We start from the raw sequence: 20,882 nt of genomic DNA, 5'->3' as shown, positions 1-20,882 counted from the left end.
CTGGTCATGAACCCGCAATCCACCGCCGCTCGCCGCGCCGCCGCGCTGCATGTCCGCAACGACCTCGGCGAGGACGCCGCGCGCGACATCGCCGCCGCCCTCACCGGCGTGCTGGCCGACATGTTCGCGCTGTACCTGAAGACCAAGAACTTCCATTGGCACCTGTCCGGCCCGCATTTCCGCGACTACCACCTGATGCTGGACGAACAGGGCGACCAGATCTTCGCCACCACCGACGTGCTGGCCGAGCGCGCGCGCAAGGTGGGCGGCACCACGCTGCGCTCGATCGGCCACATCCAGCGCCTGCAGCGGCTGGCCGACAACGACGCCGACTACGTCACGCCGGAGGACATGCTCGCCGAACTGGCCGACGACAACCGCCGCATGGCCGGCTTCCTGCGCGAGGCGCATGGCGTGTGCGACACCTATGGCGATGTCGCCTCCACCAGCCTGATCGAGGTGTGGATCGACGAGGCGGAACGCCGCGCCTGGTTCCTGTTCGAAAGCACCCGCCGGCCGGCCTGAGCCGCGTCCTGGCGCCCGGTCCGCGCCGTGCCGGGCCGGGTTGGGGGCGAGATTTCCCCGTTTCGTCGCAACCGCGTTGAGGCAGGACGCCATGGCGTCCATGCTGGCGGTGCCGGGTGCGGTGCTCGCCCCCGTACAGGAGCCAGGAATGAAAACCTTGTTCGGCGTGGTCGCGTGGTGCCTGCTGTTCGTGCTGTGCTGGCCGTTGGCCCTGCTGGCGCTGGTGGCATGGCCGTTCGTGTGGCTGTTGCTGTTGCCCTTCCGGCTGGTCGGCGTGACCTTCTCGGCGTTGTTCGCCTTCCTCGGCGCGCTGTTGTTCCTGCCGGCGCGGCTGCTGGGCTGGCAGCCGCGCACGCCGTCGGTGGCCGGCTGAGGCCACGGCCCCGCCCACCCAGGCACGGCGGATCAGCTCACGGCGTGCCCGCCGCGCGGATGACCGCGTCGAAAGCCGGCTTGGGCTGGCGTTCGCGGTCGAACAGCAGCGGATAGTTGTGCCGGCCGCGCACCGGGTAGTCGTTCTTCCAGGAGCCGCCATCGTGCACGTTCCAGAAGGTGACGCGCGCGATGACATCGCGCTTGCGCTTGAACAGCGCGAACAACTCGGCGTAGCGCTGGGCCAGGCGTTGCTGCATGTCCGCCGGCAGGCCCTCCGGCCACGGGTCGAGCTGGCGCCGCGCGGTCGCGTCGGCGGGTAGCTCCAGGCGCTGGTCGGCGGGCATGCCGTCGGTGCGCGGCGGCTGCGGCAGCACGTCGATGTCCAGCTCGGTGATCATCACTTTCACGCCCAGGGCGGCGAAGGTGTCGATGCTGGTTTCGATCTCGGCGATCGACGGGCTCTCCAGTCCCCAGTGGCCCTGCATGCCCACGCCGTCCACGCGCACGCCGCTGGCCTGCAGCATCTTCACCAACCGCACGATGCCCTCGCGCTTGGCCGGCTTCTCGGTGTTGAAGTCGTTGTAGTACAGCTCGGTACCCGGGGCCGCCTCGGCGGCGTAGCGATAGGCCTCGCGCAGCAGGCGGTCGCCATCGCCCACGTTCTTCAGCCATGGGCTCTGGCGGTAGCTGCCGTCCTCGTCGACGACCTCGTTGGCGACATCCCATGCCTGCAGGCGGCCGGCGAAATGTCCCGCGACGTGCTGGATGTGGTCCTTCAGCACCGCCAACTGGGCATCGGCCGTGTTCGGGCGGCCCTGCGCATCGGTGAACATCCACGCCGGCGTCTGGATATGCCATAGCAGGTTATGGCCCACCAGGAACATGCCGTGCGCCTGGCCGAAGCGGACGAAGGCATCGCCCTTGCTGAAGTCGTAAACGCCGGGCCGCGGATGCACGTTCTCCGGCTTGAGTTCGTTCTCGGCGGTGATGGTGTCGAACTGCGCAATCACCAACTGCTGCGAGCGCGCGTCGCGGCCACTGACGATGGCATCGTTCACCGCCACGCCGACGAGGAAGTCGTCGCGATAAGCGTCCTTCAACGTGGCCGGCGGCGCGGCGGCGAACGCGGGCAGGGCGGTGGCGGCCCATGCCAGGGCAAGCAGGGTCGGGCGGAACGACAAGGTCATGGCATGCTCCGGGAGGGCGAGTGGATGGGATGGAGGGTCAGCTGGCGGCCTGCGCTCGGGAACGGCCTCCCGTAGCGCGATGCGAAAGCGTGGGCCACGCGGATGGCGCGGCGCAGCACGGCCTTGCGCTGGAACCTGCACCGTGGAGGAAGGAAAAGCCTTGTTTTCAAGCGTTCGGTCTGTTGCGTGATAGCGCTATCACTAACACGCGCGGATCGCTCGCGCCACTGCTCGCGCCCACGGGTGCGGCCGGGCGAGGCAGTGATGCGCTCCTCCGCAGGCGCGCCGCCACGCCTTGACCATCAAATGCTGCCCTGCAGCGTGCAAGCCGTCATGATAGCGCTACCATCCCAATCGCTGTGCGCTGTATCCGCCGGGCTTGCGATCATGCCCGGTATTGGCGGCATGTTTCGGGCCGCACGCGGCCGCGGTGTCCTCTGCCTCCCATCCCTCCAGGCAGCGGCCGCCGCGGTCGCGCCTTCCTCTTCGTTCGCCGGGAAATCCATGAACCGTACGTCCGCACCGCTATCGGTCACCGAGAAGATCGGCTACAGCCTGGGCGACCTGGCCGCCAACCTCATCTTCCAGACCCTGATCAGCTTCCTGGCGTTCTTCTATACCGATGTCTACCGCATTCCCGCCGCCGCCGCGGCCACGGTGATTTTCAGCGTGGGCCTGCTCGGCGCATTCGTGTTCACCCCGGTGGTGGGCATCATCGCCGACCGCACGCGCAGCCGCTGGGGCAAGTTCCGCCCGTGGATCCTATGGACGGCCGTGCCGTTCGGCCTGCTCTCGCTGCTGGCGTTCTCCACCCCGAACCTGGGCGAGCACGGCAAGATCGCCTACGCGCTGGCGACCTACAGCCTGCTGATGCTGGTGTACGTGGCCAACAACCTGCCGTACTCGGCGCTGAGCGGCGTGCTCACCGGCAACATGGACCAGCGCAACAGCCTTTCGGCGTATCGCTTCGTGGCGGTGATGATCGCGCAGTTCATCATCCAGGTGCTGCTGCTGCCGTTGGTGCTGATCCTGGGCGGCGGCGACAAGGCGCTGGGGTTCCAGCACACGATGGCCGTATTCGCGGTGGTCGGCACGGTGTTCTTCCTGATCACCTTCTTCACCACGCGCGAGCGGGTGGTGCCAGCGGCGGGCGAGGGGGGCAGCGTACGCCAGGACCTGGCCGACCTGATGCGCAACCGGCCCTGGCTGGTGATGCTGGCGCTGACCATCCTGGTCTTCGTCACCCTCGCGCTGAAGGGCGGCATGTACATCTACTACTTCAAGTACTACCTCAGCGAGCCGGACCTGGCGGCGTTCATCGACGGGGTCGGCTTCAACCGCTTCCTCGCCGGGCTCAACAGCGTGCTGGCCAGCCTGGGGTTGTCCGCGTTCCAGTGGCCGCAGGATGCACCCACCTCGGCTTTCAGCCTGTTCAGCGCCGGCGGCATCATCGCCATGATCATCGGCATCGGCTTCTCGCGCCGGCTTGCCGAGCGCTTCGGCAAGCGCGACGTATTCGGGGGCGCGCTGCTGGTGTCCACGCTGTGCCTGCTGGCCTACCTGTTCTTTCCGCCGCAGGCCGTGGGCCTGGTGGTGTTGTTCTACATCCTGCACGGCTTCTTCTACGGCATCACCACGCCGCTGCTGTGGGCGATGATCGCCGACGTGGCCGACTACTCCGAATGGCGCAACCATCGTCGCGCCACGGCGATCATCTTCTCGGCGATGCTGTGCGGCCTGAAGATCGGCCTGAGCATCGGCGGCGCGCTGGTGGCGGCGATCCTGGCGCACTATGGCTATGACGGCGGCGCGACCACGCAGGCACCGGCGGTGGCCGACGGCATCCGATTGTCGGTCAGCGTGTACGCGTCGATTCCCTTCCTGGCCGCGGTGGCGCTGCTGTTCCTGTACGAGATCGACAAGCGCACCGAAGCGCGCATCGAGCAGGAACTGGGCGCACGCCGCGCCGCCGCCACCGCCTGACCCCTTTCTCCCTCGACCCCCTTCATGAGCGACCATATCGACCCGGAACGCCTGGCGGCGCTGAAGCGCAGCGCCCTGTCCGCCCCGCTGGTGACCGCGCAGTACACCGCCGATCCTTCCGCCCACGTCTTCGAAGGGCGGATGTACATCTATCCCTCGCACGATGTGGAAGGCGGCGTGCCTTTCAACGACAACGGCGACCACTTCGCGATGGAGGACTACCACGTCTATCGCCAGGATCATCCGCAGGGCGAGGCGGTGGATTGCGGCGTGGCCTTGCACGTGCGCGATGTGCCGTGGGCCGCGCGGCAGATGTGGGCGCCCGATTGCGCCGAGCGCGATGGGCGCTACTACCTGTATTTTCCGGCCAAACGCGCCGACGGCATCTTCCAGATCGGCGTGGCGGTGGGCGAGCGGCCGGAAGGCCCGTTCGTCGCCGAGCCGGCCCCCATCGAGGGCAGTTATTCCATCGACCCGGCGGTGTTCGCCGACGACGATGGCGCGTACTACTGCTACTTCGGCGGCATCTGGGGCGGGCAGCTGCAAAAGTACCGGGACAACCGCTACGACGCGGCGAACGAGGAGCCGCCGGCCGACGCGCCCGCGCTGGGCCCGCGCATGGCGCGGCTGCATGCGGACATGAAGGCGTTCGACGAGGCGCCGCGCGAGTTGTCGATCGTGGACGCGGATGGCCAGCCCCTGCGCGCGGGCGACCACGACCGCCGCTATTTCGAAGGCCCGTGGATGCACAAGCACGGCGGGCGCTATTACCTCTCGTATTCGACCGGCGACACCCACTACATCTGCTACGCAACGGGCGACACCCCCTATGGGCCGTTCACTTACCAGGGGCGCATCCTCAACCCGGTCGTGGGCTGGACCACGCACCACTCGATCGTCGCGTTCGATGGGCGTTGGTGGCTGTACTACCACGACGCGCTGCTGTCCGGCGGGGTGACGCACCTGCGCTCGATGAAGGTGGCCGAGCTGCACCATGATGCGGACGGGCGCATCGCCACGCTGGAGCCGTATGGCCATGACTGAGCCGGCGATGACACCGCTGCCGCCGGGCGAGACCTTCGTGCTCCGTGCAGGTGCGCTGGAGGTGACGGTGGCACCGGAGGCCGGCGGCCGCCTGGCCCAGGTGCGGCACGCGGGACGGGATTGGTTGATCGGGCCGGACGCGGGTTACCCGGGCGCGATCTCCTGGGGTGCGTACCCGATGGTGCCCTGGGCCGGCCGGATCCGGAACGGGCGCTTTCCCTTCGCGGGCGACACCTGGCAGTTGCCGCCCAGCCTGGGCGCGCATGCGATCCATGGCGTGGGGTTCGTGCGGCGGTGGTCGGTCGTTGCGCATGGCGCGCAGCGCGTGGTGCTCGCCCTCGAACTGGGCGAGGGCGCGGACTGGCCGTTCGGCGGCCGGGTGGAGCAGCGTATCGAGGTGATGCCCGATCGCCTGCGCCTGGACATGCAACTGGTTGCGGGGGAGCGTGCAATGCCGTTGCCCGTGCTCGGGTGGCATCCGTGGTTCGTCAAGGCCGAGCGCTTCGACTTCGCACCGCGCGCCTACTATCCGCGCGACGCGGAAGGCATCGCCACGCTGCCGCTGGCGCCGCCGCCGGGGCCGAAGGACGACTGCTATCTGTGCGATGCGCCGGTGGCCCTGACGCGCGAAGGGCATCGCCTGGTGCTGCGCTCGAATGGCGACCACTGGGTGTACTACGACGAAACACCGCACGCGACCTGCTTCGAGCCGCAGAGCGGGCCGCCGGACGCGTTCAACCTGCGCGATGCCGTGCTGGCGCCCGGGGCCAGCGTGTCGGCATGGTTCGAGTGGGAATTCTCGGCCGTGTGACCCGGGCGGGGCCGCATCGTCCGGCGCGCGAAGCAGTACGGTGTGAGCGCAGGCCTCAGTCAGTCCCGTCGTCGCCGCCGTCGCGCCACGCATAAGGCCCGAACGTGGCGCCGATGAACCCGCTTGCCGTTTGCGTGCTCAGCAAACGCGCGTCCAGGTTATCGGCCAGCACCTGCCAGCCATTGCCAGCCACGGCGTACTCCGCTCGCATCGCCGCGCCTTGCAGCTTGAAACGCAGGCGGGCCGACGTTACCCCCTGCGGCAACGCCACCGACGCGATCGCCACGCCTGGCGCGGGTTCGTCCGCGCTTGCGCGCCGCCACAAGGCCAGCGTGGTGTGGGCTGCCTCGCGCGCCAGCGCCAGCGCATAGAAGTGGCTTTCGTTCTGCAACACCGCCAGCCCCGCATGCTCGCCCGCTTGCAGGCCGCGGGCCTCTACCGTCGCTTCGAGGTCCGCATGGTGGTGCTGCAGCCGGTGGCCCAGGTAGCTCGGCTGCCCACCGGCGAATTCACCCAACGGCGTGGCCGATGGCGCGATCCACAGCCCGCCACGCCCGGTGCCGAACCAGCGCGTACGCGGCGCGTTCACGCTCACCCACGCCGGTGGCAGGTGCTTTCCCGCGAACGATTCCCGCCAGGCCATCGGGCCACTCATCGGCGGCACGTCGGTGGCGCGCGGCAGGGCGGGGCGTTGGGCGATCGCCGGCACGCGCTCCCCGTGCGGCAGGATGCGCGGCCAATCGTCCTCCCAGCGGACGGGCAGCAGGAACGTCTCGCGGCCGATGTTGTAGTGGTTGCCCTCATACGGCCGCGTGGCCAGGAATACCGCCCACCAGCTGCCATCCTTGAGTTCGACGAACTGCGCGTGCCCGGCGGAAGTCACCGGGTCCGGGCGCGCCGGGTCCAGGTCGCGCTGGGTCAGCGTGGGATTGTCGTGCCACGCCTCGTAGGGCCCGAAGATCGCCCGGCTGCGGTAGACCATCTGCGCGTGCTGCTCGCCGGTGCCGCCCTCGGCCGCGGTCAGGTAGTAGTAGTCGCCGCGTCGGAACAGGTGCGGGCCTTCCACGTGTTCGGGATGGCTCGCCGGGTCGGCGCCGGCATCGACGAGCACCTTGCGCGGCCCCACCATCGTCATCGTCGCCAGGTCCAGCTGCTGCAGCCAGATCGCGCGATGGCCGTCGTAGCGCAGCTTGCCTTCCGGCAGCCCGTTGTTGACCACCCACGCACTGCCATCGCGGTCGAAGAACAGCGACGGGTCGATGCCCTCGAAGCCCAGCCAGTGTGGATCGGACCACGGGCCGGCCGGGTCCCTGGCGGTGATCACGAAGTTGCCGCGGTCGCAGTAGAAGCAGGTGTTGGTGATATAGAAGGTGCCGGCGTGCTCGCTGATCGAGGCGGCGAACAACCCGCGCGTGAGCTCGTGCTGGCCCAGGTCCACCTGGCCGGGCCGGTCGATCGCGTTGCCCACCTGCCGCCAGTCCACGAGGTTGCGGCTATGGAATACCGGCAGCCCGGGGAAATAGCCGAAGCTGCTGTTCACCAGGTAGAAGTCGTCGCCGGCGCGCACCACGGAAGGGTCCGGATAGAAGCCGGCCAGGATCGGGTTGCGGTACTGCGCCGCGGTGGGTACCGGCCCGCCATCGTCGCCCCTATAGCGCACTTCGGTGAACCGGGCTTCGCCGGCCTGTGCCGCGAATGCCACCAGCGCGCACCAGGCCCATCCCCAGGTGTGTTTCATGCCGCGTTTCCTCCCATCCAGACCGGGCATCAAACCATGCCGCCGCGCCCGTGGCGCGCCGTGGCTATGAAGATTTCGCACGCGCCTATGCCGGGATGACGCCCGGATCGAGGCTGGCCGCATCATGCGAAGGGATGATTCCGCCGTCACCCGCATCGGCCTAGGCTGGCGCCTTCCCCCTCGCAGGAGTGTCCGATGCGCCAGAACGCCGCCGAATACATGGCCCAGGTACTGGAAGTGGCCGGGGTCGAACGCGTCTACGGCGTGGTCGGCGATTCCTTGAATGGATTCACCGAAGCCCTGCGCGCGCGCGGCCGCATCGAATGGGTGCACATGCGCCACGAGGAAGCCGGCGCGTTCGCCGCGGGCGCCGAGGCGCAGCTGACCGGCGAGCTGGCCGTGTGCGTGGGCAGCTGTGGGCCGGGCAACCTGCACATGATCAACGGCCTGTTCGACTGCCACCGCAGCGGCGCGCCGGTGCTGGCGATTGCCGCGCACATCCCCAGCAGCGAGATCGGCATCGACTATTTCCAGGCCACCCACCCGGAAATCCTGTTCAAGGAATGCAGCCACTACGTCGAGCTGGTGTCGCAGCCGGAGCAGCTGCCGCAGATCCTGGACCGGGCGATGCGCACGGCCATCGCGCGCAAGGGCGTGGCGGTGGTGGTGATCTCTGGCGACACCGCGCTCAAGCCGCTGGAAGCGCCGTTGCCGAAATGGATCGCGCCGGCTCCGCCGGTGGTGCAGGCCGCGCCCTCCGAACTGCGCCAGGCAGCGGAGATACTCAATGCCGCCGGCAAGGTGACGCTGCTGTGTGGCGCCGGTTGCGCGCAGGCGCGCGAAGAGGTCATCGCGCTGGCGGAGAAGCTGCGCGCGCCCATCGTGCATGCGCTGCGCGGCAAGGAGTGGCTGGAGCACGACAACCCGTTCGACGTGGGCATGACCGGGCTGATCGGCTTTTCCTCCGGCTATGCGGCCATGAAGGCCTGCGACACCCTGGTCCTGCTCGGTACCAATTTCCCGTACCGGCAGTTCTATCCGCAGGACGCGCGCGTGATCCAGATCGACCTCAATCCGGAGTCGCTGGGCAACCGCACGCCCGTGGAGCTGGGCATCCAGGCCGACCTGCGCCACGCGCTGCCGCAGCTGCTGCCCCTGCTGGCCACCAAGACCGATTCCTCCCACCTGGACGATGCGCGCGCGCACTACGCCAAGGCGCGCGCGGAGCTGGACGAACTGGCGCGCATCGAGCCCGACGGCGAGGTGGTGCATCCGCAGCAGCTCAACCGCCTGGTCAGCGAACTGGCGGCGGACGATGCGATCTTCACCTGCGACGTGGGCACGCCGACGGTGTGGGCCGCGCGCTACCTGCGTCTCAACGGGCAGCGGCGCCTGCTCGGCTCGTTCAACCATGGCTCGATGGCCAATGCGATGTTGCAGGCGATCGGTGCGCAGGCCAGCCACCCCGGGCGCCAGGTGGTGTCGCTCTCCGGCGATGGCGGTTTCACCATGATGATGGGCGACTTCATCACCCTGGCCCAGCTCGGGCTGCCGGTGAAGGTGATCGTGCTCAACAACGGCACGCTCGGCTTCGTGGAGCTGGAGATGAAGGCTGCCGGCCTGCTGGATACCGGCTGCGAGCTGGTCAATCCGGATTTCGCGGCGATGGCGCGGGCGATGGGCGTGGCGGGCTGGCGCGTGGAGCGGCCGGGCGAGTTGCGCGAATCGCTGCAGGCTGCGTTGGCGCACCCGGGCCCGGCGCTGGTGGACGTGGTCAGCGCGCGGCAGGAACTGGTGATGCCGCCGAAGGCGTCCTGGGGCCAGGCCAAGGATTTTGGCCTGTTCCTGCTCAAGGCCGTGCTGGACGGCCGCGGTGGGCAGGTGCTGGACCTGGCCAAGGTCAACCTGCGGCGTTAGCGGTTTTGTCATCGCAGTGAAGCGCACGCGGCGTAGTTTTGCGACCGCGTGCGTTGCCGTACGCGACGCATCGAGTTTTTCGCTGACCCACCCGGCCGCCGCACCCGAACCCGCGAAGAAAACCCTAAAGCCCCCGCCATCCCGGCCGATACCGATGCGATTTTCTGCCTCGGACATCACCCGCCATGACGGCCTCCCAAGGAACCTTCGCGCCGATGGATCGCCTGCGCGCCCTCCTGGATACCCTGCGCGCAAGGAGGCCGCATGGGCTGGCCGCGTATCGGCCAGCCAACATCGCCCAATGGGGCATCGCGCGCAAGATTCGCGCGGCCCTCGTCGTTTCCGGGATTGGCCTGGTGGTGATCGGCCTGGCGTACTGGCGCGCCAGCGCCGGCGTGGAAAGCGCCGCGCGCATCTTCGACGCGCACCAGGCGCAGGCCGCGCTCACCGGCCGCCTCAGCGAGCAGGTCGCCGAAGCGCGCCGGCTGCAGACGGTCTATGCCGCGCGCCAGGGCGACGGGGATCGCAAGGCCTTGCAGCAGGCGCACGAACAGCTGCTGGCCACGCTTTCGCAGTTGCAGCGGCGATCGGCCGGGCAAGCGGTGGCCGCGCGCGTGGCCGATGTGGCGGCGCAGGTGAAGGCGTTCGCGGAAGGCATCGCGTCGCTCAACCAGCGCGTGGACGAGATGGGCAGCGGCGATGCCAGCCTGCGGGCGCAGCTGCAGGCCAGGGCCGACGCGATCGACCCGGTGCTCGAGGCGGCGGCGCGGCCGGCGCTGTCGGCTTCGTGGCAGAAGATGCGGCGCTACGAATCGCAGTTCCTGTTGACCGGCGACGCCCGCCTGACCGACCAGGCCAGCGAGCAGAAGATGCCCTTCGACCTGGCGCTGGAGGCCGCGCGCCTGCCGGCCGCCGACACCGCCGCGCTGCGCGATGGCATGGAGGCCTACCAGCAAGCCCTGCTGGCCTACACGGCCGCGCGCATCGGCCTGGACGTGGAGGCGCAGGCGCTGGAAGGCACCGCCGCGGCGATCACGCCGGCGCTGGCGGCACTCTCGCAAGCGCAGGGCGCTTCGCTGGACGCGGCCAGCCAGCGCCAGCAATCCCAGCGCCACTGGATGACGGGCTTGTTCGCGGTGATCTGGCTGGTGGTGGCCGGCGTGGTGGTGGCGGTGCTGGTGCTGATCCTCAAGGCGGTACGCCAGCCCATCGAGGACACGCTGCGCTTTGCCGACGACATCGCCGAGGACCGCTTGCAGACTGAGCTGCGCATCCACAACCCGCATGACGAGATCGGCCAGCTCGCGCACCGCCTGCGCGACATGCAGGCGCGCCTGCGCGACCGTTTCGAGGCTGAGCGGGCGGCCGCGCGCGAGAACGAGCGCGCGCGCCAGGCCCTGGACAGCGTGCAGACCGGGTTGCTGTTGCTCGATGGCGAGGGCCGGATCGGCTACGCGAATCGCGCGCTCGTCGAGGTGCTGCACCTGCCGGCCGGCTGGGTCGGCATGCCCGCCACCCAGTTGCACCCGGCTTTCGGCACGCTGCAGCACCGGCTCGACGCCGGGGAAGCGCACGAACAGGAGATCGAGCTGGCGGGTATCCGCTATGTGCTGGCCGCCAGCCCGATGATGGTGGACGGCCAGCGCTTGGGCGCGGCGGTGGAATGGCGCAGCAGGGCGTTGGAGCTGGTGGTGGAAGGTGAGATCGCCGCGCTGGTCGATGGCGCCGCGCGCGGCGAGCTGGGCGGGCGCATCCCGCTGCAGGACAAGCAGGGTTTCGTGCGCACGCTCTCCCTGAGCATCAACCACCTGCTGGCGACCTTCCAGGACAAGCTCGACGCAATCCAGGCCCTGCTGGCCGCGCTGGCGCAAGGCGATCTGCGCGTGCGCATGGAAGGCGAGTTCGCCGGCGTGTTCGCCCGCATGCGCGACGATGCCAACGCCACGGTGGCGCAGCTGAGCGCGATCGTGCTCGACATCCAGCAGGCGGCGACCACCTTGGACGAAGCGGCGGCGGGCATCGCCGCGGGCAACGGCGACGTCTCCGCGCATACCCAGGCGCAGGCGGCGAGCCTGCGCGACACCGCCGTGGCGATGGACGAGATCACCGCCATCGTGCGGCACAACGCCGATGCCGCGCAGCAGGCCGACCGCCTCGTCGCCGACGCCGTGGCCGTGGCGTCCAGTGGCGGTGAAGTGGTGCAGGGCGTGGTGGGGACGATGCGCGAGATCGACGCGGCCTCGCGGCGCATCGGCGAGATTGTCGCGGTGATCGACGGCATCGCCTTCCAGACCAACCTGCTGGCGCTCAACGCCGCGGTGGAAGCCGCGCGCGCGGGCGAGCAGGGCCGTGGCTTCGCGGTGGTGGCCGGCGAGGTGCGCAACCTGGCGCAGCGTTCGGCCGATGCGGCCAGGCAGATTAAGACGCTGGTGGCCGCCTCGGTGGACCGCGTGGCGGCCGGCTCGGCGCAGGCGCACAAGGCGGGCGAGACGATGGGCCGGATCATCGGGCGCATCAGCGGCGTGGCCGACCTGATGGCCGAGATCTCCGGCGGTTCGCGCAGCCAGGCCGTCGGGATCGAGGAAATCAATGCCGGCATCGGGCGCATGGAACAGACCACCCAGCGCAACGCCGCGCTGGTGGAGGAGGCGACCGAGGCCGCGCACGCGATGCAGGCGCAAGCGACGGCGCTGACCGAAGCGGTGGCGGTGTTCCGGGTGCGGCCGGCAAAGCCGGCATTGCGCGCGATGTCGCCGGTGTAGGACGCCGCGCGCTTCGACGGCAACTCGCCGCGGCGGCCGCCCGTTCGGGAAAGGCCGCGCGCCGGTGGAGCGTGGCCTAATCCCCGCGCGGCCGGAAGGAGAACCACGCCAGCACCGCCGTGAGCAGGACCAGCACCGTCACCACCGTGGCGAAGCCGTGCGCGTGGCCGGCCAATGGAATCCCGCCGACGTTCATGCCGAACAGCCCGGCGACCAGGTTCACCGGCAGCGCCAGCACGGTCACCACGGTCAACACGAACAGCGTGCGGCTGGTCTGCTCGTTGACCAGCGCGGCGAGTTCTTCCTGGATCAGCTTGACCCGCTCCACGAGCGCGGCCGAGTCGGCGATCACGGTGGAGAATTCCTCCGCCGCCTGGCGCAGGTCGATCACGTCCTCGGCGCTGATCCACGCCGGCGGCCGGTTCAGCAGCCGGAACAGCGCGGCCGGCTCCGGCGCCAGCAATCGCTGCAACCGCACCAGCGTGCGCCGCAACGCACCCAGCGCCTTGCGGTCGGTGGATACCTGGCTGGCCAGCAGGCGGTCCTCGATGCGGTCCACCTGCGCGGTGGAGGTGCGCAGGATATCGCCCAGCACGTTGGCCTGGTCGCGCAGCAGGTGCGCCAGCAGCTCCACCGGCGAACGGAACGCCTGGCCGGCGCGGATGTCCGCGCGCAGCCGGTCCACCGAGCGCAGCGGCCGCAGCCGGGCGCTGACCACCAACCGCGGGCCGATGCACAGGCTGGTGGTGCCGACCTCCGAAGCGTCGAAGCTGGAATCGAACAACACGTCGTGGATCACCGCCACCAGCGCATCGTCGTCCAGTTCCAGCCGGGTGGCGCCGACCTCGCTGCGCAGCGAGTCGTGGAAGGCATCGGGCAACGCCAGCGCGCGGCGCAGGTAGCGCTCGGAGCCTTGGTTGGACAGCGCGAAGTGCAGCCACAGGAAGCTGCCGTCGTCCTGCGCCTGGGCCAGGAACGCGGCGACCGCGTCGGTGGCGATCGGCTCGGCCGGGCGGTCGGGAGCAAAGCGGTAGCCCCAGACCAGGCCGTTGTCGTCCGAACCGTAGGTGTTCTCGATGATGCGCATGTTCCGCACGCCGTGGCTGCCACGCGCAGGGTAGCCCAAACCGATGACACGCCGCGTACCGGCGGCAGGGTGCCGCGCGGGCACGTATCATGCGGCTCCGCTTCCCTTCCACCCGGTATCGCCATGTCCCAGACCGCCTTCTATCCCATCGGTACGCCCGGCCAGCCCTGGGGCGAAGACGAGAAGCGGCAGTGGCTGGGCCGGCAGCACAAGCTGCGCAGCTACGAAGGCGAGGTGGTGGCCGGCATCGACGCGCTGCGCGCCGATTTCGACGTCTCGGTCTACGGCGAACTGGACTACGCGCCCGAGCATTACGCGCTGTATGCCGTGCGCAGCCGCGATTGGAACGACGGCCTGCCCACCGCGCTGGTCACCGGCGGCGTGCATGGCTACGAGACCAGCGGCGTGCAGGGTGCGTTGCAGTTCCTGCGCGAGCATGCGCGCCAATACGCCGGGCGGGTGAACCTGCTGGTGGTGCCGTGCGTGAGCCCGTGGGGCTACGAGCGCATCCATCGCTGGAACCCGGCGGCGATCGACCCGAACCGCTCGTTTCGCGCTGACAGCCCTGCCGGCGAATCGGCGGCACTGTGGTCGCTGGTGGCGCCGCTTCGCCAGCGCGTGCGCCTGCATATCGACCTGCATGAAACCACCGACAGCGATGAAAGCGAGTTCCGCCCGGCGCTGGCCGCGCGCGACGGCAAGCCGTTCGAGCCGGACGGCATCCCGGACGGCTTCTACCTGGTCGGCGACAGCGAGAACCCGCAGCTGGATTTCCAGCGCGCGGTGATCGCCGCGGTGGCGCGCGTGACGCATATCGCGCCGGCGGATGCGCGCGGGCTGATCATCGGCTCGCCGGTGGTGGCGCCGGGCGTGATCGAATATCCGGTCAAGCGACTGGGCCTGTGCGCGGGCATCACCGACGCGGTTTACACCACCACCACCGAGGTGTATCCCGACAGCGCCCATGCGACGCCGGCCGAATGCAACGCGGCGCAGGTGGCGGCCATCCGCGCGGCGCTGGACTACGCGCTGGCGCAGGGCTGAGGCCCGCCCGGCGACGCGCGGTTTTCCGTCGCCCGCGCCGCCGTTTTCCTAGGTGTTTCCACGGCGTTCGCCGCTGGGCCTCTAAGTGCCGGGCGTCCATCCTTCTTCCCACAGGAGGATGATGATGAACGTCTGGAGATTCGCGTTTTGGGGATGGGCGTTGTGCTGCGCGCCGGCGGTGGCGCAGGAAGTTCACGGTTGCCGGCAGGGAAGGGAGGGGGCGGTCCCGGCGACACCTTGCATCGGCGATGGGATCCGCGAGACGCGTCGGATGGCCGTGCATCCGCCGCTGTTCGCGCAGCAGGTGGCCCGCAGCACCGTGTCGCGGGGAGCGGCACGACGTGCACCGGGCGCCCGGCGTGCGCGCGGCATGGGGAAGGGGGCGCGTACCCGGCAGTACACCGGCGGCAGTTGCGACGCGGTACGGGCACAACGCGCAGCCGCCTATGAGGCCGCGGGGCTGAAACGCGATTTCGCGATGTCCAGCCTCTGGGATAACCGGGTGCAGCAAGCCTGCAAGTAGCGCGGCGGTCTCGCGGGCGGTTCGCCGCCCGCGCCGCCATGCCACGGGCAGGGGCGCGACGCGAGACGCAACGGATAAGCGGCACTGCGTCGCCTGGCTTTCGACGACTGCGTCACGCCTTGCGATCGGCGCCTGTCGCGCGCCGCCAGCGGGCTCTGGGGCGGCGCATGACGCGCCGCAGCGAAGCTGAATCCGTGCATTCTTTTCAGCTTGAGTTGCGGACCCCCGCCAGCTAGTTTCCTCGGCATATACCGTATTCAGCGGGTTATCCGTTGGCCAGAAAGCGCCTTGCGACGCGTAGCCCCGCACCCGCCGACACGCCCGCCACGCGCCCGCGCGGACCGGGGCGGCCACGCGGAATACGAGCGGGAGAACCGCTGCAGGACCAATTGCTGGAAGCGGCACTCAAGCTCTTCGCGCGGCATGGCATCGCACAGACACCGTTGAGCGCGATCGCCGCTGAAGCCGGCGTCACCAAGGCGATGATCCACTACCACTTCAGTACGCGCGAGAAACTGCTGGATGTGCTGATCCAGGAACGGTTGTTGCCGTTGCGCAACGCGCTCATCCAGGGACTGGCCGGACATGTCGACCCGATCGAGGCGTTGACCGCCTTCGCCCGCAGCCTGGTCGCGCAGGCGCGTCGCTATCCATGGCTGCCAGGCTTGTGGCTACGGGAGGTCATGAGCGAGGGCGGGCTGTTGCGCGCGCGCATGCGTGCGCAGCTGGACGCCACCGGCGAACGGCGCACCACCGCACTCATCGAGGCATGGCAGCGCGATGGATTGATCAGCCCGGCCCTGAAGCCGGAACTGGTGCTGATGTCGGTCTTCGGCATGACGATGTTGCCACTGACCGTGCTCGGCGGCGCGGCCGACGCGCAGGCCGCCAACGCGGTGGCCGAACATGCGGTGGCGATGCTGCGCCACGGGGTGCGCGAAGCTGCGCCCGGCAAACGTCGCCAGCGCGCCTGAGGGCGCGCAACCTCACGCGGTCACGGCAGTGGCCTGGCGCGCGTATCGCGCTGGGGGCATGCCCACCTGGCGCGCGAAGGCCACGCTGAAAGTGCTCGCCGAACTGTAGCCCACTTGCTCAGCCACGCGCGCGATCTCCACGTTGCCCTCGCGCAGCAGGCGTTTGGCCAGCGCCATGCGCCAATGCAGCAGGTACGCCATCGGTGCCACCCCGAGCGTGCGCGTGAAGCGCGCAAAGAAGGCCGAGCGCGACAGGGCGGCCTGCTCGGCCAGTCCGGCCACGGTCCACGGCTGTTCGGGCCGCGCGTGCAACGCACGCAGCGCCATGGCGAGGCGCTCGTCGGCCAGGCCCAGCGCCAGGCCGGGCCCCGCGCCGGTGGCGCCGACACTGCGCAGCGCTTCGATCAACAGCACCTCCAGCAGGCGCTCGAGCACGACCTCGCGCGCGGGTCGCTGCGCGAGGGTCTCGTCGCCGAGCCACTGCACCAGCGTGGCCAGGCGTGGCACGCCGCGCACGTGGAGTACCTGCGGCAGCAGCGAAACCAGCAGCGCTGCATCCGGCGAGCCAAAGCGGCAATGGCCGATGTGCATGCGCTGCTCGGGCGCGCCGTCCTGGCGCCCGACGCGGAAGTGGCCTTCGCCCAGCTTCACCGGCAGGGTAGGCGCCGCCTGCGCTCCGGCCGGGCTGGCGTTGCTCAGGTCGCGCATGGCCGGCACCAGCACGAAGTCGCCGGCTTGCAGGTCGATCGGTGGCTGGCCCGCCACCACCATCCGGCATTGGCCTTCGAGCAGTACGCAGTAGAACGGGTCGCCGTCGCCAGGACGCTGCACCCGCCAGGCGCCGGCGCCCTCGACCAGCTTGGAGAACCGCGCCGTGGGCTGGAGCAAGCGCACCATCTCGGCGAGCGGATCGGTCATGGCAGGACGCACGCAAAAGAATGATGGACGCTGGAGTGTAGTGCGTCCTGTGGGGGCGGCCTAGTCTGTGCGTCGGTTCCCACACAAGGCCATGTCCATGTCCACCGTCCTTATCACCGGCTGCTCGTCCGGCTTCGGCCAGGAAACAGCCCGCCTGTTCCTCCAGCAAGGCTGGGAGGTCATCGCCACGATGCGCACGCCCCAGCCCGATGGACTGCCCGTCTCCGACCGCCTGCGCATCCTGTCGCTGGACATCACCGATCCGGCGAGCATCGCCGCGCTGGTCGAAGCCGCCGGCCTGATCGACGTGCTGGTCAACAATGCCGGCATCGGCGCGCCCGTGCCGGTCGAGCTGATGCCCACCGCCACCGCTCGCGCCCTGTTCGAGACCAACCTGTTCGGCACGCTGGCGATGACGCAGGCATTCCTGCCGCAGTTCCGCCAGCGCCGTGCCGGCGTAGTGGTCAACGTGACGTCATCCGTGACGCTCAAGGCCTTGCCGCTGGTCGGCGTCTACAGCGCAAGCAAGGCTGCGGTGAATGCCTTCACCGCCTCGTTGGCCATCGAGATGGCGCCGTTCGACGTGCGTGTACGCCTGGTGCTGCCGGGGCGCTCGCCCGAGACGCGCTTTGGTGCGAACGCGCAGGCCTTCCTGCATGGGCAGGACCATCCCGACTACGCCGATTTCATCGCGCGCATCATCTCCGGGATGCGCGATAGCCGGGGACCGGTTACGCACGCGCCGGACGTTGCGCAGGCGGTGTGGCGGGCGGCGACCGATCCGAACACGCCGCTGCGCATTCCCGCGGGCGCCGACGCCGAGGCCTGGATGGCGGAAAGCGGCGGCACGACGTAGCGCGACCTAGCGCGGCGACGGGCGAGGGGATCGGTCGATCCCCTCGGCGCATGCCGCTATGGCCGTATCGGCGGACGACTCAGAAGCGCCAGTCCAGGCTCACCGTGTAGCTGCGCGGCGCGCCGTAATAGCCGCTGTAGCGCAACGAGTTGATGTACTTCTCGTCGGTGATGTTCTTCACGTTGAAGCGCAGCGTGGCGTCGGGCAGGAAATCCCAGGCCACGAAGCCGTTGATCACCGCGTAACTGTCCTGGCGCACGGTGAAGCCGCTGGTCTCCACGTTGGAGACGTTGCTCTGCCAGCGGCCGCCGATGCCGAACGACAACGCGTTGTAGCTCGGCAGGCGGGCGCTGAGCATCAGGTTGGCGGTGCGCCGCGGAACCCAGCGATAGGTGTCGTCGCCGTCGTCGCCGGTCAGCTTCAGCGCGGTGTAGCCCAGGACCAGGTTCACGTTCTCCGACAGCTTGCCGGTCGCCTCGAACTCCACGCCCTTGGATTCGACGTTCACGCCGGTGTAGTAGTACTGGCCTTGGTCGTTGTAACCGGCGCCGGTGGCCAGGCCATCCTGCTCGGCCTTGAACAGCGCCACCGTCGTGAGCAGGCGCTTGTCCAGCCAGTCGGCCTTGACGCCCACCTCGTAGTTCGAGCCCTTGGTCGGATCCAGGTAGCGGCCGTCCGCATCGCTCTGTTCCTGCGGCTGGTAGATATCCGAATAGCTGACGTAGCCCAGCACGTGCTCGTTGAAATCGAAGGTCAGGCCGCCGTAGGGGCTGGTCTTGCCTTCGGTCTGGTCGAACACCACGCCATAGTTCACGCCGTCGCGGTGGTAGTTGGCGTAGTTCACGCCGACCACGGCCTTGAGCCGCTCGGTGAAGGAAATTCGCGCCGCGCCATACGCGCGCTTCAGGCGCTGGTTGAGCGTGCTGTACAGCGACAGGTCGCCCCACACCGGCTCGGGAATCACGTCGCCGGCCCACGGGAAGCCCGGCATGGGCAGGTAGCCGCACACCGCATCGCCGCACAGCGCGCCGGCGTATTCCTCGTTGTTGGCCTCGCTGCGGGCGTAACTGAGGCCGAACATCACCTCCTGGTCCAGCCCGAACAGCTCGAAGTGGCCGTTGAGCGTGGCGGCGCCCAGGTGCGCGGTGGTCTTGTCGTAGCCGCCCCAGGGGTAGCCATACAGACCCAGGTTCGTGCCAGGCTCCAGGCCGGTACCGAAATAGTCGGTCGCGTAGAACAGCTTGGTGTCGTTGGTGATGCGCCGGTAGTTGTAGGACAGCTTCAGCTGCCAATCCTCGGCCACCTGGTGGGTGTATTCCAGGAAGCCGGTCTGGGTGGTGGTGTCCCACATCGTCCAGTCCTGGGTGGTGGACGCGCCGCGGTCCCACTCGGCCTGCGTGCCATCGTTGTACATGAAGGTCAGCGCGCCCCACATGTTGCCGTCCGTGCGGGCCTTCTGCCACGAATAGCCCGCGGTCAGCGTGCCGTTCTCGCCGATCTGGCCGTCGACCACTCCGTAGAAGAAGTCGCGCTTGTCGTGCTTGTCGCGTAGCCAGGAATCGCCGTCCTCGTGCGCGGCCACCACGCGGCCAGCCCAGCTGCCGTCGGTGGTGAACGGGGTGGAGTAGTCGGTCTCCACGCGGCGCGTGCCCCAGGTGCCGTAACTGATGCCGACCACGCCCTGTTCGTCATTGGTCGGGCGCTTGCGCACGTAGTTGATGGTGCCGGCGGCGTTGCCGACGCCGGTCAGCAGCCCGTTGGCGCCGCGGATGACTTCCAGCTTCTCGTAGGCGAAAGCATCGGTCGCGCTGGTGGCGATGCCCCAGCCGTTGGGCAGGCCGATGCCATCGATCTGCGTGTTGGCGATGTCGAAGCCGCGCGCCGTATAGGTGGTCCGGTTGGTCTCCCACTCGTCCACCACGATGCCGGTGGCCATGCGCAGCGCATCGTTGACGGTGTTCACGCCAAAGGCCTGCATCTGTTCGCTGCTCACCTCGCTGATCGACTGCGGGGTGTCCTTGATCGCGAGGTCGAGATTGGTAGCGCCGTTGCTGACGCGCTCGGCGCGCTGGGCGACGACGCGGACCTGGTCGAGATCGGTGGCGTTGGCGGTGCCGGAGGCCGCGTCGTCCGCTTGCGCGTTGAGGGCGACGACCAGGCCGAGGGCCAACAGCGAATAGCGCGGCAAGGCAGCAGCGCGACGGGAGGAGCTGGACATGTGGGTGAGGGGTCCCGGGTAGAAAAAGTGGGCGGCACGATCCCGCCGGCTGAACGGCTCAATTTTACATGGGAATGGTTCTTATTGATATTCGTTTTTTCGCCTGTGCGCTTCGGTCGCGCGCCCGCGCCGGGTGGTGCAGCCCCCTGGACGCTTGCTGCATCCCGCCTAACGCTGTTAGATTCCCGCCGTCTAACAGCGTTAGGTACCCAGTGCGCAAGGCGATAGGGCGGGAGCAAATCGTGGCGGCCGCGTTCCAACTGCTCGATCAGGCAGGGCTGGACGGCGTAAGCCTGCGCAAGGTCGCCTGCCAGCTGGGCATCCGTGCGCCTTCGCTGTACTGGCATTTCAAGAGCAAGCAGGCGCTGGTCGATGCCATGGCCGACGCACTGATCAAGGATGTCGCGCGCAATGTCCCGCCGGGCCAGCCCTGGCGCGCGACGTTGCTGCAGCTGGCCCACGAATTCCGTCACGCGTTCAAGGCACATCGTGATGGCGCGCGGGTCTACGCCGGCACCTACCTGGCGACGGAGAACGTGATGCGCGTGGCCGAGGTGACGATCTCGGCGCTGGCGCAAGCCGGCGCGGCGATCGACTTCGCCGCGACGTCGGCCATGGACCTCATCTACTACGTGCTCGGCTTTGTCATCGAGGAGCAGTCGATGCCGCAGCCGGGCGCGGAAACGGATGAACTGGAAGCCAACTTCCTCGCCATGGCCGAAGCGCACTTTCCCTATTGCTTTCAGGCCCGCCACTTCCTGGCGGAACCCGACCTGGAGCGGCGCTTCGCCCAGGGCGTGGGCCTTCTGCTCGATGGCATAGCGCTGAAGCTGCCCCCTGCCGCGCAGACCCCCTAACAATCGTTCCCACCCACACCGCCCGCCAGCCAACGCAAGCGCGGTTTCCTCCGGCGGCTTTCC

The 20,882-nt window shown here is 69.0% G+C and carries 17 protein-coding genes; 12 read left to right on the top strand and 5 right to left on the bottom strand.

Annotated elements, in window-relative coordinates:
- Positions 1-6: 6 nt before the first annotated feature.
- Positions 7-525 carry a DNA starvation/stationary phase protection protein gene (locus P6166_RS02720; protein ID WP_277763000.1) on the top strand — a complete coding sequence of 173 codons (519 nt, stop codon included), beginning with the start codon at positions 7-9 and terminating at the stop codon, positions 523-525.
- A gap of 148 nt (positions 526-673) precedes the next feature.
- The gene (locus tag P6166_RS02715; RefSeq protein WP_277762999.1) at positions 674-898 is read left to right on the top strand and encodes a hypothetical protein; all 225 of its coding nucleotides are present in this window, start codon (positions 674-676) and stop codon (positions 896-898) included.
- Positions 899-935: 37 nt separating this feature from the next.
- Here P6166_RS02715 and P6166_RS02710 read toward each other — a convergent pair whose 3' ends face one another.
- Positions 936-2,087 (bottom strand): endo-1,4-beta-xylanase, encoded by a 1,152-nt coding sequence (locus tag P6166_RS02710; RefSeq protein ID WP_277762998.1) that lies wholly within the window; start codon positions 2,085-2,087, stop codon positions 936-938.
- 504 nt (positions 2,088-2,591) lie between these two features.
- Between P6166_RS02710 and P6166_RS02705 the strand changes: the two genes are divergently transcribed.
- Genes P6166_RS02705 through P6166_RS02695 form a run of 3 tightly spaced genes read left to right on the top strand, consistent with a single transcriptional unit; the run spans position 2,592 to position 5,925 of the window.
- Positions 2,592-4,070: an MFS transporter gene (locus P6166_RS02705; protein ID WP_277762997.1), complete on the top strand. Its 1,479-nt coding sequence runs from the start codon at positions 2,592-2,594 to the stop codon at positions 4,068-4,070.
- Positions 4,071-4,094: 24 nt separating this feature from the next.
- Positions 4,095-5,114: a glycoside hydrolase family 43 protein gene (locus tag P6166_RS02700; RefSeq protein WP_277762996.1), complete on the top strand. Its 1,020-nt coding sequence runs from the start codon at positions 4,095-4,097 to the stop codon at positions 5,112-5,114.
- The gene (locus tag P6166_RS02695; protein ID WP_277762995.1) at positions 5,107-5,925 is read left to right on the top strand and encodes an aldose epimerase; all 819 of its coding nucleotides are present in this window, start codon (positions 5,107-5,109) and stop codon (positions 5,923-5,925) included. The genes P6166_RS02700 and P6166_RS02695 overlap by 8 nt, the downstream gene beginning before the upstream one ends.
- 55 nt (positions 5,926-5,980) lie before the next feature.
- On the opposite strand, the gene P6166_RS02690 is transcribed toward P6166_RS02695, so the two are convergent.
- On the bottom strand, positions 5,981-7,663 hold the full coding sequence (locus tag P6166_RS02690; protein ID WP_277762994.1) for a glycoside hydrolase family 43 protein: 1,683 nt from the start codon (positions 7,661-7,663) through the stop codon (positions 5,981-5,983).
- Positions 7,664-7,858: 195 nt separating this feature from the next.
- Here P6166_RS02690 and poxB point away from each other — a divergent pair, with 195 nt between their 5' ends.
- Positions 7,859-9,580, top strand: coding sequence for a ubiquinone-dependent pyruvate dehydrogenase (gene poxB, locus P6166_RS02685; protein ID WP_277762993.1), 1,722 nt, complete (start codon positions 7,859-7,861; stop codon positions 9,578-9,580).
- Positions 9,581-9,765: 185 nt separating this feature from the next.
- Positions 9,766-12,342, top strand: a complete 2,577-nt coding sequence (locus P6166_RS02680) for a methyl-accepting chemotaxis protein (RefSeq protein ID WP_277762992.1) — start codon at positions 9,766-9,768, stop codon at positions 12,340-12,342.
- A gap of 76 nt (positions 12,343-12,418) precedes the next feature.
- Here the strand turns inward: P6166_RS02680 and P6166_RS02675 are convergent, their stop codons facing one another.
- A complete protein-coding gene (locus tag P6166_RS02675; protein ID WP_277762991.1) occupies positions 12,419-13,429 on the bottom strand; it encodes a transporter in 1,011 nt (336 codons plus the stop codon).
- 123 nt (positions 13,430-13,552) lie between these two features.
- Here P6166_RS02675 and P6166_RS02670 point away from each other — a divergent pair, with 123 nt between their 5' ends.
- The 3 genes from P6166_RS02670 to P6166_RS02660 all read left to right on the top strand — a co-directional run bounded on the left by P6166_RS02670 (position 13,553) and on the right by P6166_RS02660 (position 15,970).
- A complete protein-coding gene (locus P6166_RS02670; RefSeq protein WP_277762990.1) occupies positions 13,553-14,473 on the top strand; it encodes a M14 family metallocarboxypeptidase in 921 nt (306 codons plus the stop codon).
- Between the two features lie 124 nt (positions 14,474-14,597).
- Positions 14,598-14,996 (top strand): hypothetical protein, encoded by a 399-nt coding sequence (locus P6166_RS02665; RefSeq protein ID WP_277762989.1) that lies wholly within the window; start codon positions 14,598-14,600, stop codon positions 14,994-14,996.
- A gap of 272 nt (positions 14,997-15,268) precedes the next feature.
- On the top strand, positions 15,269-15,970 hold the full coding sequence (locus tag P6166_RS02660; protein ID WP_345781846.1) for a TetR family transcriptional regulator: 702 nt from the start codon (positions 15,269-15,271) through the stop codon (positions 15,968-15,970).
- A 12-nt stretch (positions 15,971-15,982) separates the two neighbouring features.
- On the opposite strand, the gene P6166_RS02655 is transcribed toward P6166_RS02660, so the two are convergent.
- Positions 15,983-16,888 (bottom strand): AraC family transcriptional regulator, encoded by a 906-nt coding sequence (locus P6166_RS02655; protein ID WP_277762987.1) that lies wholly within the window; start codon positions 16,886-16,888, stop codon positions 15,983-15,985.
- 97 nt (positions 16,889-16,985) lie between these two features.
- On the opposite strand from P6166_RS02655, the gene P6166_RS02650 reads away from it, so the two are divergent.
- A complete protein-coding gene (locus tag P6166_RS02650; protein ID WP_277762986.1) occupies positions 16,986-17,744 on the top strand; it encodes an SDR family oxidoreductase in 759 nt (252 codons plus the stop codon).
- Between the two features lie 79 nt (positions 17,745-17,823).
- Here the strand turns inward: P6166_RS02650 and P6166_RS02645 are convergent, their stop codons facing one another.
- Positions 17,824-19,962, bottom strand: coding sequence for a TonB-dependent siderophore receptor (locus P6166_RS02645; protein ID WP_277762985.1), 2,139 nt, complete (start codon positions 19,960-19,962; stop codon positions 17,824-17,826).
- A gap of 242 nt (positions 19,963-20,204) precedes the next feature.
- On the opposite strand from P6166_RS02645, the gene P6166_RS02640 reads away from it, so the two are divergent.
- Entirely contained in the window at positions 20,205-20,819 is a 615-nt protein-coding gene (locus P6166_RS02640; RefSeq protein ID WP_277762984.1) for a TetR/AcrR family transcriptional regulator C-terminal domain-containing protein, read from the top strand.
- Positions 20,820-20,882 lie beyond the last annotated feature (63 nt).

The organism is Stenotrophomonas sp. HITSZ_GD (assembly GCF_029543105.1).
Lineage (GTDB): Bacteria > Pseudomonadota > Gammaproteobacteria > Xanthomonadales > Xanthomonadaceae > Stenotrophomonas_A.
Note: the sequence above shows the minus strand (reverse complement) of the source record. Positions and strands in the feature narration are given on the sequence as shown.

What these genes read in the sequence shown, in the direction of transcription:
- P6166_RS02695 (WP_277762995.1), top strand. Translation starts at nt 5,107, where the DNA reads ATGACTGAGCCGGCGATGACACCGCTGCCGCCGGGCGAGACCTTCGTG.
- P6166_RS02710 (WP_277762998.1), bottom strand. Translation starts at nt 2,087, where the DNA reads ATGACCTTGTCGTTCCGCCCGACCCTGCTTGCCCTGGCATGGGCCGCC.
- P6166_RS02700 (WP_277762996.1), top strand. Translation starts at nt 4,095, where the DNA reads ATGAGCGACCATATCGACCCGGAACGCCTGGCGGCGCTGAAGCGCAGC.
- P6166_RS02705 (WP_277762997.1), top strand. Translation starts at nt 2,592, where the DNA reads ATGAACCGTACGTCCGCACCGCTATCGGTCACCGAGAAGATCGGCTAC.
- P6166_RS02680 (WP_277762992.1), top strand. Translation starts at nt 9,766, where the DNA reads ATGACGGCCTCCCAAGGAACCTTCGCGCCGATGGATCGCCTGCGCGCC.
- P6166_RS02655 (WP_277762987.1), bottom strand. Translation starts at nt 16,888, where the DNA reads ATGACCGATCCGCTCGCCGAGATGGTGCGCTTGCTCCAGCCCACGGCG.
- P6166_RS02690 (WP_277762994.1), bottom strand. Translation starts at nt 7,663, where the DNA reads ATGAAACACACCTGGGGATGGGCCTGGTGCGCGCTGGTGGCATTCGCG.
- poxB (WP_277762993.1), top strand. Translation starts at nt 7,859, where the DNA reads ATGCGCCAGAACGCCGCCGAATACATGGCCCAGGTACTGGAAGTGGCC.
- P6166_RS02645 (WP_277762985.1), bottom strand. Translation starts at nt 19,962, where the DNA reads ATGTCCAGCTCCTCCCGTCGCGCTGCTGCCTTGCCGCGCTATTCGCTG.
- P6166_RS02650 (WP_277762986.1), top strand. Translation starts at nt 16,986, where the DNA reads ATGTCCACCGTCCTTATCACCGGCTGCTCGTCCGGCTTCGGCCAGGAA.
- P6166_RS02675 (WP_277762991.1), bottom strand. Translation starts at nt 13,429, where the DNA reads ATGCGCATCATCGAGAACACCTACGGTTCGGACGACAACGGCCTGGTC.
- P6166_RS02720 (WP_277763000.1), top strand. Translation starts at nt 7, where the DNA reads ATGAACCCGCAATCCACCGCCGCTCGCCGCGCCGCCGCGCTGCATGTC.
- P6166_RS02715 (WP_277762999.1), top strand. Translation starts at nt 674, where the DNA reads ATGAAAACCTTGTTCGGCGTGGTCGCGTGGTGCCTGCTGTTCGTGCTG.
- P6166_RS02670 (WP_277762990.1), top strand. Translation starts at nt 13,553, where the DNA reads ATGTCCCAGACCGCCTTCTATCCCATCGGTACGCCCGGCCAGCCCTGG.
- P6166_RS02665 (WP_277762989.1), top strand. Translation starts at nt 14,598, where the DNA reads ATGAACGTCTGGAGATTCGCGTTTTGGGGATGGGCGTTGTGCTGCGCG.